9 protein-coding genes are annotated in these 15,490 nt (G+C 69.6%); 3 read left to right on the top strand and 6 right to left on the bottom strand.

Translation table 11 applies throughout. The annotated features are described in order from the left end of the window. Window positions 1-216: 216 nt before the first annotated feature. Window positions 217-1,923 (bottom strand): maltose alpha-D-glucosyltransferase, encoded by a 1,707-nt coding sequence (treS, locus tag RLT59_RS10305; RefSeq protein ID WP_024489388.1) that lies wholly within the window; start codon window positions 1,921-1,923, stop codon window positions 217-219. Next, window positions 1,920-3,959: an alpha-1,4-glucan--maltose-1-phosphate maltosyltransferase gene (locus RLT59_RS10300; RefSeq protein ID WP_311303126.1), complete on the bottom strand. Its 2,040-nt coding sequence runs from the start codon at window positions 3,957-3,959 to the stop codon at window positions 1,920-1,922. Before RLT59_RS10300 ends, treS begins: the two co-directional genes overlap by 4 nt. 765 nt (window positions 3,960-4,724) lie before the next feature. Here RLT59_RS10300 and glgP point away from each other — a divergent pair. Both glgP and RLT59_RS10290 read left to right on the top strand, forming a co-directional pair. Then, the gene (gene glgP, locus RLT59_RS10295) at window positions 4,725-7,328 is read left to right on the top strand and encodes an alpha-glucan family phosphorylase (RefSeq protein ID WP_311303125.1); all 2,604 of its coding nucleotides are present in this window, start codon (window positions 4,725-4,727) and stop codon (window positions 7,326-7,328) included. Between the two features lie 225 nt (window positions 7,329-7,553). Continuing rightward, window positions 7,554-8,771 (top strand): alginate lyase family protein, encoded by a 1,218-nt coding sequence (locus RLT59_RS10290; protein ID WP_311303124.1) that lies wholly within the window; start codon window positions 7,554-7,556, stop codon window positions 8,769-8,771. 81 nt (window positions 8,772-8,852) lie between these two features. Here RLT59_RS10290 and RLT59_RS10285 read toward each other — a convergent pair whose 3' ends face one another. The 4 genes from RLT59_RS10285 to RLT59_RS10270 form a co-directional block, all read right to left on the bottom strand. Beyond that, on the bottom strand, window positions 8,853-10,898 hold the full coding sequence (locus RLT59_RS10285; RefSeq protein WP_311303123.1) for a M4 family metallopeptidase: 2,046 nt from the start codon (window positions 10,896-10,898) through the stop codon (window positions 8,853-8,855). 163 nt (window positions 10,899-11,061) lie between these two features. Then, window positions 11,062-11,235, bottom strand: a complete 174-nt coding sequence (locus tag RLT59_RS10280) for a hypothetical protein (RefSeq protein ID WP_311303122.1) — start codon at window positions 11,233-11,235, stop codon at window positions 11,062-11,064. Between the two features lie 54 nt (window positions 11,236-11,289). Then, on the bottom strand, window positions 11,290-12,513 hold the full coding sequence (locus RLT59_RS10275; protein ID WP_311303121.1) for an FAD-dependent monooxygenase: 1,224 nt from the start codon (window positions 12,511-12,513) through the stop codon (window positions 11,290-11,292). Continuing rightward, entirely contained in the window at window positions 12,510-13,871 is a 1,362-nt protein-coding gene (locus RLT59_RS10270) for an MFS transporter (protein WP_311307672.1), read from the bottom strand. The genes RLT59_RS10275 and RLT59_RS10270 overlap by 4 nt, the downstream gene beginning before the upstream one ends. 579 nt (window positions 13,872-14,450) lie before the next feature. Here RLT59_RS10270 and RLT59_RS10265 point away from each other — a divergent pair. Next, a complete protein-coding gene (locus tag RLT59_RS10265) occupies window positions 14,451-15,404 on the top strand; it encodes an IS481 family transposase (RefSeq protein ID WP_311303120.1) in 954 nt (317 codons plus the stop codon). Window positions 15,405-15,490: the final 86 nt, after the last annotated feature.

Genomic DNA, 15,490 nt, shown 5'->3' with positions numbered 1-15,490 from the left:
ACACCACAGGATGCGAAGAGTGTCCCGGATTGCGGCTTTTGCTGTCCGGCTGTGCGGGACGTGTCGGGTCAGGATGGTCCGTACGGACTCGACTCGGAGGGAACGAAACGCCAGGAGGATCCAGGAAGGACCCCGAAGCGTTCGATTTGTGGGGAGAGTGCCCCGTGCGGAGCGGCGGAAACCGCCCCGCACCAGAGCCTGTGTGCCGCCCGGCGGTCAGCTGGGCGGCGCGTCCTTGCGGAGGCGGAACCAGTAGAAGCCGTGTCCGGCGAGAGTCAGCAGGTAGGGCCACTGTCCGACGGCGGGGAAGCGCACCCCGCCGATCAGCTCCACCGGATGACGCCCGTTGAAGGACCGCAGATCCAGCTCCGTCGGCTGCGCGAACCGCGAGAAGTTGTGCACGCACAGCACGAGGTCGTCCCCGTGCTCACGGGTGAAGGCGAGCACCGCGGGGTTGGACGAGGGCAGTTCGGTGTACGAGCCGAGGCCGAACGCCGGGTTCTGCTTGCGGATCTCGATCATCCGGCGCGTCCAGTGCAGCAGCGAGGACGGTGACGCCATCGCCGCCTCGACGTTGGTGACCTGGTAGCCGTAGACCGGGTCCATGATCGTGGGCAGGAAGAGCCGGCCCGGGTCGCTGGAGGAGAAGCCGGCGTTCCGGTCGGGCGTCCACTGCATCGGGGTGCGTACGGCGTCCCGGTCGCCCAGCCAGATGTTGTCGCCCATCCCGATCTCGTCCCCGTAGTAGAGGATCGGGGAGCCGGGCAGCGACATCAGCAGGGCGGTGAACAGCTCGATCTGGTTGCGGTCGTTGTCCAGCAGGGGTGCCAGGCGCCGCCTGATACCGATGTTGGCCCGCATCCGCGGATCCTTGGCGTACTCCGCGTACATGTAGTCGCGCTCTTCGTCCGTGACCATTTCGAGCGTCAGCTCGTCGTGGTTGCGCAGGAAGATGCCCCACTGGCAGCCGGACGGGATCGCCGGTGTCTTGGCCAGGATTTCGGAGACCGGGTAGCGGCTCTCGCGGCGCACGGCCATGAAGATCCGCGGCATCACGGGGAAGTGGAACGCCATGTGGCACTCGTCGCCGCCCGCCCGGTAGTCGCCGAAGTAGTCGACGACGTCCTCCGGCCACTGGTTGGCCTCCGCGAGCAGCACGGTGTCCGGGTAGTTGGCGTCGATCTCCTTGCGGACCCGCTTGAGGAAGCCGTGGGTCTCCGGGAGGTTCTCGCAGTTGGTGCCCTCGCGCTGGTAGAGGTACGGCACGGCGTCGACCCGGAAGCCGTCGATGCCGAGGTCCAGCCAGAACCGCAGGGCGGAGATGATCTCCTCCTGCACGGCCGGGTTCTCGTAGTTGAGGTCGGGCTGGTGCGAGAAGAACCGGTGCCAGTAGTACTGCTTGCGCACCGGGTCGAAGGTCCAGTTGGACGTCTCGGTGTCGACGAAGATGATCCGGGCGTCCTGGAACTGCTTGTCGTCGTCGGCCCAGACGTAGTAGTCGCCGTACGGACCGTCGGGGTCGGTACGGGACTGCTGGAACCAGTCGTGCTGGTCGCTGGTGTGATTCATGACGAAGTCGATGATCACGCGCATGCCGCGCTGGTGCGCGGCGTCGACGAACTCGACGAAGTCGGCGAGGTCGCCGAACTCCGGGAGCACGGCGGTGTAGTCGGAGACGTCGTAACCGCCGTCGCGCAGCGGCGACTTGAAGAACGGCGGCAGCCAGAGGCAGTCGACGCCCAGCCACTGGAGGTAGTCCAGTTTGGACGTGATGCCCTTCAGATCTCCGATGCCGTCGCCGTTGGAGTCCTGGAAGGAACGGACGAGTACCTCGTAGAAGACGGCGCGCTTGAACCAGTCGGGATCGCGGTCCTTGGCCGGGGTGTCCTCGAACGTGTCGTGGACGGGCTCGTTGACGATCATGGTGTGGGTGACCCTCCGGTCGGCGGGGACGGTCGCAGGACGGCGATGTGCGCGGGCGTGACGCCCGGCTCCAGACGCACATAGAAGGTCCTGCCCCAGTGATAGGAAGTGCCGGTGAGCTCGTCGCGCACCGGCACGCTCTCGTGCCGGTCGAGGCCGAGTTGCGGCATGTCCAACGAGACGGTCGCCTCCTGGGTGTGGTGCGGGTCGAGGTTGACGACCATCAGAACGATGTTCGAATCGGAGCGCTTGCTGTACACGATCAGGGCGTCGTTGTCGCACGAGTGGAAGTGCACGTCACGCAGTTGCTGCAGCGCCGGGTGGCGGCGCCTGATCCGGTTGAGCGTGGTGATGAGCGGGGCCAGCGACCGGCCCTCGCGCTCGGCGGCTTCCCAGTCCCTGGGCCGGATCTCGTACTTCTCCGAGTTGAGGTACTCCTCACTGCCGCTGCGGACCGGGGCGTTCTCACAGAGCTCGAACCCCGCGTACACCCCCCAGGACGGGGAGAGTGTCGCCGCGAGCACCGCCCGTGCCTCGAAGGCGGGCCTGCCGCCGTCCTGGAGATAGCCGGGGAGGATGTCGGGGGTGTTCACGAAGAAATTGGGCCTCATGCAGGAGGCCGACTCGCCGGAGAGCTCCGTCACGTACTCGGTGATTTCCTGCCGGCTGTTCCGCCAGGTGAAGTAGGTGTACGACTGCTGGAATCCGATGGTGGCGAGCGCGCGCATCATCGCGGGACGGGTGAATGCCTCGGCCAGGAAGATCACATCGGGATCGGTCCGGTTGATGTCGGCGATCACCTTCTCCCAGAAGATCGCCGGCTTGGTGTGCGGATTGTCGACGCGGAAGATGCGTACCCCGTGATCCATCCAGAAGCGGAGGATGCGCACGGTCTCCGTGACAATTCCGCGGAGATCCTTGTCGAAGGCGATCGGATAGATGTCCTGGTATTTCTTCGGAGGATTCTCCGCGTAGGCGATGGAGCCGTCCGCGCGGTGCTGGAACCACTCGGGGTGTTCTGTGACCCACGGATGGTCGGGGGAACACTGGAGAGCGAAATCCAGCGCGATCTCCATGCGCAGGTTCCGGGCCGTCTCCACGAAATGGTCGAAGTCGTCGAGCGTGCCGAGATCGGGGTGCACGGTGTCGTGGCCGCCCTCGGCCGAGCCGATCGCCCAGGGCACCCCGACATCGTGCGGGGCGGGCGAGAGGGAGTTGTTCGGGCCCTTGCGGTGGGTGGTTCCGATCGGGTGGATCGGTGGCAGGTAGACCACGTCGAAGCCCATCGCGGCGACCGCCGGCAGCCGCTCGGCGGCCGTCCGGAAGGTGCCGCTGATGATCCGGGGAGGCTTCGGGGCCGCTGTCGCCTTCGCCGCCCGGCTCCTGCGCGGCGCCTTCGCCGGCTCGGTCCTGGCGCCCTCCGACCGGGGGAACAGCTCGTACCAGGAGCCGTACAGCGCACGTCGGCGCTCGACGACGAGCGGCAGCGGGTGCGAGGCGGTGACCAGCTCACGCAGCGGATGACGGTCCAGCGCGGCCGCCGCCTCCGGGGTGAGCGCGGCGGCCAGCCGGGCGGCGGCCGGGCGTGACGTGTCGCGCAGGGCGTCGACCGCGGCCAGCACCGCCTCGCGGCCGTCCCGCTTGGGCACGCCCTCCGCGGCCCGCTCGTACAGCTCGGCGCCCTCCGCCAGGACGAGCGCCGTGTCGATCCCCGCCGGGATCTTGATCCGGGCGGTGTGCCGCCAGGTGGCCACCGGATCGCTCCAGGCCTCCACCGTGTACGTCCAGCGGCCCTCGGCGTCGGGCGTCACGTCCGCGCCCCAGCGGTCGGTGCCCGGGGCGAGTTCGCGCATCGGCGTCCAGGGGCCGGGGCGTCCGTTCGGATCCAGCAGGACGACATTGGCCGAGACCGCGTCATGGCCCTCGCGGAAGACGGTCGCCGACACCTCGAAGGTCTCACCGGAAACCGCCTTGGCGGGCCTTCTTCCGCAATCGACGAGCGGGCGGACGTCGAGGACGGGAATGCGACCGATCATGAAATCACCTGGGGACTGGAGCTCGGACTCAACAGGGCGCGTTGCGGCCGCGGAGAGCTGAACGCGCGCGCCGCGATGGTGGGGTTCCGTCCTTTCTAGCTGCTCCGTTGACGACTGGTGGGGTGTGGGCATGGCCGCTCCTGTCCGCGTTCACTCGAATGGCACTCGAATGGATGGCTCGCGGGTGTGGTGCACGGGTGTGGCTCGAATGGGAACGGGCCGCACCGATTGCATACGAACCGTGGGCGGAAATCCGCCGAACGGCGGATGAACCGGCTTGGGGGTCCGGGCCGGATCGCCTTGAGCTGTCGTCCTGACGCATACGTTTCGGGTACCGGAGAAGCCTTCCCACGGATGCTGGTGGGTCAATCCGGTGGTTTGTTAACTACTCGGGCGTATCTGTGACGGTCTGAATGCGCCGGGCTCCGCCGCGCGTGCGCGGGGTTGCGGAAAGCCGGCGCACGCGGGGACGGCGGGCGCCACTGGGAAGCCTTCCCTGTGGGGCGAAGGCCCACAAGACCGTACGAGGGGAGGGAATCGGCCATAACGCCTGTGACGGATGTGCCTGGATCTACGTACCGTGCCTGGCGGTGCGCGGGGGCGTGGAGCGGAGGGGGCGGTCGGCCCGCCCGGGGTCGCACGCCGCCGGACCGCCGTGCGCCGTGGTAGCCGAGTGCCGGGCCCGGCTAACGTCGAGGGTGACGGAGCGGCGCACACCGTGGTGCGTCCCCTCGGATCCGGACGTCCCCTGTAAAGGTGGAACACGTGCAGGCCATTCGTCGATTCACCGTGCGTCCCGTCCTTCCCGACCCCCTTCAACCGCTCAGCGACCTCGCCCGCAACCTGCGCTGGTCCTGGCACACCGAGACCCGCGAGCTCTTCCAGGCCGTCGACCCGGTGGCCGGCCGGACGGCGGACGGCGACCCCGTGCGCCTGCTCGGCGCCGTGTCCGCCGGCCGACTCGCCGAGCTGGCCGGGGACGAGGAGTTCCTGCGCCGGCTGGCCGAGGTGTCCGCCGGTCTCCAGGACTACCTCCAGGGCCCCAGGTGGTACCAGGAACAGCTGGCGCAGGGCGTCGGACTGCCCGCCGCCATCGCCTACTTCTCACCCGAGTTCGGGGTCACCGCGGCCCTGCCCCAGTACTCCGGCGGTCTCGGCATCCTCGCCGGGGACCACCTCAAGGCCGCCAGCGACCTGGGCGTTCCCCTGGTCGGCGTCGGCCTGCTCTACCGCCACGGCTACTTCCGCCAGAGCCTCTCCCGGGACGGCTGGCAGCAGGAGCACTACCCCGTCCTCGACCCCAACGAGCTGCCGCTCACCCTGCTGCGCGAAGCCGACGGGACACCGAGCGAGGTGGTCCTGGCGCTCCCCGGCGGCCGCTCGCTGCGCGCCCACATCTGGCAGGCCCAGGTCGGCCGGGTGCCGCTCCTCATGCTCGACTCCGACGTCGAGGGCAACGCCCCCGGCGAACGCGAGGTCACCGACCGGCTGTACGGCGGCGGCAGCGAGCACCGGCTGCTCCAGGAAATACTGCTGGGCATCGGCGGCGTGCGCGCCGTACGCAGCTACTGCCGGCTCACCGGACACCCCGCGCCCGAGGTGTTCCACACCAACGAGGGCCACGCCGGATTCCTGGGCCTGGAGCGCATTCGGGAGCTCTCCGGCGACGGCCTGGACTTCGCCGCCGCGGTGGAGTCCGTACGGGCGGGCACCGTCTTCACCACCCACACCCCGGTGCCGGCCGGGATCGACCGGTTCGACCGCGAGCTGGTCGCCCGTCACTTCGGTGACGACGGAGAGCTGCCCGGCGTCCCGGCCGACCGCGTCCTGCACCTGGGCACGGAGACGTACGAGGGCGGCGACCCCGGCGTCTTCAACATGGCCGTGATGGGCCTGCGGCTCGCCCAGCGGGCCAACGGGGTCTCCACCCTGCACGGGGCGGTCAGCCGGGAGATGTTCGCCGGGCTCTGGCCGGGATTCGACGCCCCCGAGGTGCCGATCACCTCGGTGACCAACGGGGTCCACGCACCCACCTGGGTCGCCCCCGAGATCTACCGGCTGCGCACCGAGTCCGGCGGCACCCCGGGCCGGTGGGACTCCGCCGCCGGCATCCCCGACCGGCAGCTCTGGGATGTGCGGCGGACGCTGCGCGAGCAGCTGGTGACCGAGGTGCGGGAGCGGCTGCACGCCTCCTGGCGCACCCGGGGCGCGGAGCCGGCCGAGCTGGGCTGGATCGACGGCGTGCTCGACCCCGGCGTGCTGACGATCGGTTTCGCCCGCCGGGTGCCCTCGTACAAACGACTGACGCTGATGCTGCGCGACCGCGACCGGCTGCGGGCGCTGCTCCTGCACCCGGAGCGGCCGATCCAGATCGTCGTGGCCGGCAAGGCGCATCCGGCCGACGACGGCGGGAAGCGGCTGGTCCAGGAGCTGGTCCGGTTCGCGGACGACCCCCGGGTGCGCCACCGCATCGTCTTCCTGCCCGACTACGGCATGGCGATGGCCCAGAAGCTCTACCCGGGCTGCGACGTCTGGCTGAACAACCCGCTGCGCCCGCTGGAGGCGTGCGGTACGAGCGGGATGAAGGCGGCGCTCAACGGCTGCCTCAACCTCTCGGTCCTGGACGGGTGGTGGGACGAGTGGTTCGAGCCGGACTTCGGCTGGGCGATCCCGACTGCCGACGGCTCCGCCATGGACGAGGACCGGCGTGACGATCTGGAGGCCAACGCGCTCTACGAGCTGATCGAGGACCGGGTCGCCCCGCGCTTCTACGACCACGGGGCCGAGGGGCTCCCGGACCGCTGGATCGAGATGGTCCGCCGCACCCTGGGCACCCTCGGCCCCAAGGTCCTCGCGGGGCGCATGGTCCGTGAGTACGTGGAGCGGCTGTACGCCCCCGCGGCCCGCGCCCAGCGCTCGCTGGACGCCACCACGGCGCGGGAGCTGGCCGACTGGAAGTCCAAGGTCCGGGCGGCCTGGCCCCGGGTGGCGGTCGACCACGTCGAGGCGGTGACGCCCACCGGGGCGGGCGGCTCCGCGGAGCTGGGTTCGACGCTGGCGCTGCGGGTCCGGATCACCCTCGGGGCGCTGGAGCCGGACGATGTGGAGGTGCAGGCGGTGGCCGGCCGGGTGGACGCCGCCGACGCCATCACCGACGCGCAGATCTTCCCGCTGAAGCCGGCCGGCGGCCAGGACCTGGAGGGGCGCTGGCTGTACGACGGCCCGCTCGCCCTGGACCGCACGGGTCCCTACGGGTACACGGTGCGGGTGCTGCCCGCCCACCGGCTGCTGGCCGGCGGGGCAGAACTCGGCCTGGTCGCGCAGCCGACCGGGGCCACGGGCGAGGGCGCGGGGCTGCTGATGCGCTGACGTCGCGTTCCGCGCTCCCGCGAGGGCCCGGCACCGGACGGCGGGAGCCGCCGCCCGGTGCCGGGCCCTTCGTCTTCTGAACACAAGTGCTTGACGTGCTCATGTGATGCCTTTAAGTTCCTCACTCATCGCAGGGTTCACAACTCGGCCCAGAGTTCACATGTATGAACTCCGTTGGTTCTGGGCCGAGTTGCGGACCTCCCCCGCACCGGAAGGCACCCCCACATGCGCACCGGAACCATCGCACGCGGCCTCGGCCTCGCCACCGCCCTCGCGGCACTGATCACCGGCCTCTCCATGACCCCGGCCTCGGCCGGCCGGGCCGCCCCTGACCCGGCCCCGGCGGCGGTCGCCGCCCCCGCCGCCTTCACCCACCCCGGCGTCCTCGTCAGCCGCCCCCAGCTGGACTTCGTCCGCGCCAAGGTGCAGGCGGGCGCACAGCCCTGGAAGAGCGCGTACGACCAGATGATGGCGAGCAAGTACGCCTCGCTCAGCCGGACCGCCAAGCCCCGGGCCGTCGTGGAGTGCGGCTCGTACTCCAACCCCAACTACGGCTGCACCGACGAGCGCGAGGACGCGATAGCCGCCTACACGCTCTCGCTGGCCTGGTACATCACCCAGGACAGCCGCTACGCCACCAAGGCCATCGAGCTGATGGACGCCTGGTCGGCCGTGATCAAGGACCACACCAACAGCAACGCTCCGCTCCAGACCGGCTGGGCCGGCTCCTCCTGGCCGAAGGCCGCCGAGATCATCAAGTACACGTACAGCGGCTGGCCCAACGCGGGCCGGTTCGCCACCATGCTGCGCGATGTCTACCTGCCCAAGGTCATCAACGGGTCGAACAGCAACGGGAACTGGGAACTGAGCATGACCGAGGCCGCGATCGGCATCTCGGTCTTCCTGGAGGACCGCACCTCGTACGACAAGGCGGTCAGCAAGTTCCGCGGCCGGGTCCCCGCGTACATCTATCTGACCTCGGACGGGGCGCTGCCCAAGACCGCGCCCGGCAGCGGGCTCGACACCCGCGACAAGATCATCAACTACTGGCAGGGCCAGTCCACGTTCATGGACGGGCTCTCCCAGGAGACCTGCCGCGACCTCACCCACACCGGCTACGGCCTCTCCGCCATCTCGCACATCGCGGAGACCAGCCGGATCCAGGGACAGGACCTCTACCCGGAGATCGCGGACCGGCTGCGCCACGCGCTGGGGCTGCACGCCAAGTACCAGCTGGGGGAGGCCGTTCCGTCCTCGCTCTGCGGCGGATCGCTCAAGGACAACCTCGGCCCGGTCACCGAGGTCGGGTTCAACGCGCTGCACAACCGGATGGGCATCGCGATGACCAACACCCAGACCCTCACCGAGCAGCGCAGGCCCGCCGGGACCGACAACCTGTTCGTCGCCTGGGAGACGCTGACCCACGCGAACAACCCCAACTGAGCGCGGAGCCGCCCGGAAGGAGTTCGTTCTCCTCCCGGGCGGGATGCCGCGTCAGTTACGGCCCATGCGGTGCCGCTGGTTTCAGAAGGTGAGCCTGAAGCTGTTGATCTTCCCGGTGTCGCCCGAGTAGACGTCCTGGACCTTCAGCTTCCAGGTACCGTTCGCCACCTCGGAGGAGGCGTCGACCGTGTACTCGGTCTCGACGTTGTCCGCCGAGTCGCTGGAGGAGGAGTTTTTCAGCCGGTAGGCCGTGCCGTCCGGGGCGACGAGGTCGATGACCAGGTCACCGCGGTAGGTGTGGGTGATGTCCACGCCGACCTTGAGGGCGCTCGGGGCGTTGCCGGTACGGCCGGTGACGTTGACCGAGCTGGTGACGGCCGAACCCTGGTCCGGGATGGCCGTGGCGGTGGTGTTCTCGAAGACCGTGCCGCCGGGGTCGGTGCCGCCGCCGGGACGCGAGCCCACGTTGATGCCGGCCCAGGCGTCGGCCACGGCCTTGTACTCGGCGCTGGTCGTGCCGTACAGCTCACCGGCCGCGGCGAGCGTGCCTGTACGGGCACCCGCGTAGTTCGTGGTGGAGCTGAACTTGGTGGTGAGCGCCTTGAACCAGATCAGCGCGGCCTTGTCGCGGCCGATGCCGGTCACCGGCAGGCCGTCGGAGGTCGGGGAGTCGTACGAGACGCCGTTGATGGTCTTGGCGCCGCTGCCCTCCGAGAGCAGGTAGAAGAAGTGGTTGGCCGGGCCCGACGAGTAGTGGACGTCGACGTTGCCGATGCCCGAGTACCAGGCGTCCTTGGACGCGCCGTCCCTGCTCGGCTTGTCCTGGTAGCGCAGCGGCGTGCCGTCGCCGTTGATGTCGATCTTCTCGCCGATGAGGTAGTCGCCCTTGTCGCTGGCGTTGTTGGAGTAGAACTCGACGGCGGTGGCGAAGATGTCGCTGGTCGCCTCGTTGAGGCCGCCGGACTCCCCGCTGTAGTTCAGGTCCGCGGTGTTCGAGGTGACGCCGTGCGTCATCTCGTGCGCGGCCACGTCCAGCGCGGTCAGCGGCGAGGCGTTCCCGCTGCCGTCGCCGTATGTCATGCAGAAGCAGCTGTCGTCCCAGAAGGCGTTGACGTAGCTGTTGCCGTAGTGGACGCGGGAGTACGCACCGACGCCGTCACCCCGGATGCCTGTCCGGCCATGGACGTTCTTGTAGTAGTCCCACGTCTCGGCCGCACCGTAGTGCGCGTCGGCCGCGGCGGTCTCGGCGTTCTGGGGGGTGCCGTCACCCCAGATGTCGTCCGAGCCGGAGAAGAGGGTGCCCGTACCGGACGAACCGTGGTTCAGGTTGTACGTCTTGTGGTTGCCACGGGTGGTGTCGGTCAGGTTGTAGGACCCCGAGGTGTTGAGGGTGACCTGCCCGCTGTACTCGGTGTTGCCGGTGCCCTTCTCGATGGCCTGCCACTCGTAGAGCTTCGCGCCGGTGGTCGCGTCCGTGACGACGTGCAGCGCGTTGGGAGTGCCGTCGTCCTGGAGCCCGCCGACCACGGTCTCGTAGGCGAGCTGCGGGGTGCCGCTCGCCATCCAGACGACCTTGCGGGGCGCCTTCTCGGTGGCGGTCTTCGCCGAGCCGTCGGCCTTCGCCGCACCGAGCGCCTGCTTCTCGGCCGCCGCAGGGGCGACCTTCGCGGTCGTGTCCACGGCCTTCAGCTGGGCGGTGGTCGCCTTGGACGCCTTGGTGACGCTCTGGGTCGCGCCCGTCTTCGACGCCTCGACGATCAGGTCCCCGCCGAGCACCGGGAGCCCGCCGAAGGTGCGCTCGTAACGGGTGTGCGTGGTGCCGTCGTTGTCCTGGATCACGTCCCGGACGACGAGCTTCTCCTGCGAGCCGAGACCGAGATCCTTGGCGGTGGCCGCCTTGCCCGTGTTCGCCTCGCGGATGAGCTCCGCGCGCTGGGAGGGGGAGAGTTGCTTGGGCAGCGCGCCGTGGTCGGCGCCCGCGGACGCCGCGGCGGTGATGGCGGCGGCGCTGGTGTCGCCGGCCGGTGTCGCGGTGGCCGTGCCGGTCTGGACTCCGGCGGCCAGAAGAGCTGCTGCGGCTATCAGAGCGCCGGTCGCGGTGGTACGACGGCTGGGCGTGGATCTCACGCGGACTCCTTCTGCAAGGGGGGTACCGGCGGCTGAGTGAGCCGTCCGGGCAGAGCAGGCAGTGCGCAGAACGGGGTGAACAGTGTCAGCAGAAGGGTGTTGCTGTCAGGACCGCGTCAACAAGATGGCCGGAATTCGTCCGTTGCCGTAAAAGTCATGTTCGTTAAGCGGACGTTTCACCGACCATCACCGCGATGCCGTCCGGAGTCCTCTGGAGCCCGAATTCGAAGAGGACGCCGAGGCCCGGCTCGAAGTCGTCGTGTTCGAAAAGACTGTGAAGAACCGGGAAGTGACCACCTGTCGAGACGGCTTCGAACTGTGGCTCGTTCCGCGTCATCCACTCCCGTCCGAAAGCCCGGTGTCCTGAGGCGCGGGCGGCCGGCCCGGCAGCTCACGGCGGCGGGGCGAACGCGGGGAGTACCAGGGCCGAGTGGGCCGGCCGGGCCGGTGCGGCGGGCAGGGTGACGAGACCGCGCAGCATGGTGTTGCGCTGCTCCAGGGCCCGCTCCGTGGCGGGGAAGAGGGTTGCCGCGCCGTTGTCGACGAGCGCCTGGTTCATGGTGACGAACCCGCGGAGGCCGCGTTCGTAGGAGGCGAAGGCCGCGGTGTGGTCCCGGTGCGTGGCCAGGGCGCCGGCGAGCATGTAGGCACCGGCCAGCGCGACGCTCGACCCTTGGCCGGTGAGGAACGACGGTGCGTACGCGGCGTCGCCGACGAGCCCGACGCGGCCGCTGGACCAGCGGGGCATGCGGATCTGACCGGCGGTGTCGAAGAACAGGTCATCCGCGTCGCGCATCGCGTTGACCATGGCGGGGACCTCCCACCCCGCGCCGGCGAAGACCGTGGTGACCAGTTCCCGCTGGGCGTCGGGGTCGCGGAGCGCGTCGAACGGCGGTTCCGGCCGGTGGAAGGTCAGGAAGGCGTGCAGTTCGTCGCTGTCCCCGACGGCGTAGAGGGCCGCGGCCTTCCCCGGGGTGTTCCACATCATGACCTCGTGGGAGAGCCCGAGGGTGTTCGCCATGGTGAAGAGGGCGAAGCAGTAGCCGAGATAGCGGGAGAACCGGTGTTCGGGGCCGAACAGGGACTCCCGGGTGCGCGAGTGCATTCCGTCGGCGCCGACCACCAGATCGAACGTGCGCTGCCGCCCACTGCGGAAGGTGATGTCGACCCCCTGTCCGGACTGGTCGAGGGTGCCGATGGAGTCGTCGAACAGGAATTCCACGTCGTCGCGGACGGTCGCGTGGAGGATCTCGGCCAGGTCCCCACGACGCACCTCCAGGTCCTGTCCCTCGACCCCGCCGGCAAGGGAGCTCGGGACGACCGAGGCCACCTCGCCGCCATCGGCGTCGAGGAAGGTACAGCGACGCGAGTCGATGTGCGCCTCCCGCAGCCGAGGCAGTATCCCCATCCGCCGGACCACTTCTGTCGCGGTGCCTCGGATGTCGACCGGGTATCCGCCGCCGCGCGGTGTGCGCGCCTTCTCCACCACGGTGACCGCGCATCCGGCCCGGTGCAGCCAGTACGCCAGAGCCGGTCCGGCGATACTGGCCCCGGAGATCAGGACCCTGCGCTTCGCGGTGGTGCGTACGTCCATCGACCGGCCGTCGGGTGTCATGCCCGGACTCCCCTCTTCGTGATACGGATCTTCGTGATACGGACAACGAGCAGTGACAACGCGGCCACGAGGCCGGCGACGGCGAAACCTGTGACGAACGCCGATTCGGCCGGCAGCCCCGTCAGCGGGTCGGTCCCGGAGGCGAGGACCGCACCGCCGATCTGGGCGCCCAGGGCGACGCCGATCACCCGTGTCACCACGAGCAGGCCGGTGGCGATGCCGATGTCCCCGGTCTCGACGGCGGTGGCGGTACCGGCGAGCAACGCCGTGGTACCGACGCCCGCGGCGAACGCGGTCAGCACCTTCGCGAGGACGAGCTGCCATGCCGAGGTGTGCAGCGGGACCAGGGCGATCATGGTGGCGGCCGTGACGACGGTGCCCACGACGACCACGGCACGCGGACCGAAACGCCGCGCCGCGATTCCGCCGACGGAGTCGCTCAACGCCCCGGCGACGGCGCCGGGCAGCAGGAACAGCCCGATGCCGGTGGTGCCGACTCCGAAGCCGTACCCGTCGCCCGGTACCGCGAACAGCTGCGGGAGCAGAAAGATCACCATTCCCGAACCGACGGTGATGACGAAGGTGAGCGCGCACGCGTTCCACTTGGCCGGCTCGGCCAGCATGCGGAGATCGACCATCGGTGCGACCGCCCGGCGCTCGATGACGACCCACCCGCTCGCGAGGGCGGCCACGGCCACCGCGAGGGCACCGACCCCGGGCGACAGACCGGTGCTCGTCACCCTCACCAGCCCGAGCATGAACGCGAGCAGCGTGCCGCTCAGCAGAAGCAGTCCGGGCCAGTCGATCCTGCCGACCGACGGCATCGGCGGATCAGGCGGCAGCAGCCGGGCCACGACCGCCGTTGCCGCGATGATCACGATCGTCGGCAGCGCGAACATCCAGTGCCAGGACAGTCCTGCGGCGATGGGCCCGGCCATCAGCGTCCCCACCATGCCACCGCCCGTGAACAGCGCGACGACCAGCCCGATGGCCGCCTGAGACGTTCCCGCCGGGAGATGTTTGCGCACCAGGATGAACGAGAGGGGCAGCGCACCCACCATGACGCCCTGGAGCACCTGACCGAGCAGCAGCACCGGCAGGTTCGGCGCCAGGGCGGCCAGCAGGCCACCGGCCGAGACCACGGCCATCAGCCGGACCAGCACCCTCTTTCCGCCGTAGCGGTCACCGAGCTTGCCTGCGACGGGCGTGATGACCGCGCCCGTGATGAGTAATGTGTTGCCGATCAAGGCCCCTTCGCCAGGGCCGATGCCCAACTCGCCCTGCAACAGGGGGAGTGCGGGTTCCACCACGGACTGCAGGGCGCCGAGGGCGAGTGCCAGGATGCCGAGGGCGACGATCGCCGTTCTGCCGGCGCCTGCCGGCGAAAGGCGTGGCGCGTCCGTCGAGGGGCGCCGCCGGACGGTCCACCGGTCGATCCGGCGAAGAATGGTCGTCACGTGTTGATCACTCCAGACACGGCTGGGCAAGGGGAGTACGCGGGATTCGCGCGCCTCCCACACTTCCCTCCGGCCGCCGCGCCGGGCATCGTCCCGCGCCACCGTTCCGCCCTGGTGCATCCGCACCAGGGACCCGTGTGTCCTAGGGCCTGTCTTCAAACTGCCGTCTGCCGGGCGACGCCATGCACGCACTCTCGCCGCACCGGCCCCAGGCCCCAGTACGTCCAGTACAGGGGCCTGGGGCCGGCACGCCGAGAAATGGGGTCTCCCCTGCTCGAACGAAGCCGAGAGCTTGGGGAAGCACCTGACGCCGCCCGGCCGCCCTTCGGGCAACGACGGCAGTTTGAAGACAGACCCTAGGTGTTCTGTCCAGGGAGGTTGTGGACGGTGATGCAGGTCTCGGCTTCATGATCTTGAACGAATGAGGGCCTTCCGGGTTCGGTGTGGATTGCGACGTCTACACCGACCAGAAAGGCCCTCGTGCCCCACCGTAATGCACCCCTGACCGAGACCGGACGGCTGCGGCTGGCCCGCTGTGTGGTCGAGGACGGCTGGCCGCTTCGCCGGGCCGCGGAACGTTTCCAGGTCTCCCCGACCACCGCTCAGCGGTGGGCCGGCCGCTACCGGGCCCTGGGCGAGGCCGGGATGGCGGACCTCTCCTCCCGTCCGGACCACTGCCCACGCAGGACCCCGACGCGCACCGAACGCCGGATCATCAAGGTCCGTGTCCTTCGCCGGTGGGGCCCTGGCCGCATCGCCCATCTGCTGGGCCTGGTGCCCTCGACCGTGCATCGCGTCCTGACCCGCTTCGGCCTGGCCCGCCTGACCCATCTCGACCGGGCCACCGGCCGCGTCATACGCCGCTACGAACGCGACCGCCCCGGTGAACTCGTGCACGTGGACATCAAGAAGCTCGGCAACATCCCCGACGGCGGCGGCCACAAGGCCCTGGGCCGCCAGGCAGGCCGCAAGACCCGCTCCGGGGCCGGCTACAGCTACATCCACACCGCCGTCGACGACCACTCCCGCCTCGCCTACAGCGAGATCCACGCCAACGAGAAGAAGGAAACCGCCACCGCCTTCTGGACACGGGCACACGCCTACTTCGCCGGCGCCGGGATCACCGTCGAACGGGTCCTGACCGACAACGGCGCCTGCTGCAAGTCCTACCTCTGGTGCGAGACCCTGACGGCGGCCGGGATCACCCACAAGCGAACCCGGCCCTACCGGCCACAGACCAACGGCAAGGTCGAACGCCTCAACCGCACCCTGCTCGACGAATGGGCCTACGCAAAGCCCTACCGATCAGAACAGGAACGACGCGACGCCTTCCCCTACTGGCTCCACTCCTACAATCACCACCGCGGACACACCGCGCTCGCAGGCAAACCACCCGCCAGCCGCGTCCCCAACCTCACGGGTCAGTACACCTAGGGCCTGACGACAGTTTGACGACAGGCCCGGTGCCGGCCCACCGCGGACCGGTCCGTGCTGATCACGTCCGGCACCGGTGGTCTCAG

Origin of the sequence: Streptomyces sp. ITFR-6 (assembly GCF_031844725.1) — a bacterium.
In the GTDB taxonomy this organism is placed as follows: Bacteria; Actinomycetota; Actinomycetes; order Streptomycetales; family Streptomycetaceae; genus Streptomyces.
The sequence above is the reverse complement of the archived record's forward strand: the minus strand, read 5'-3'. Positions and strand labels throughout refer to the sequence as shown.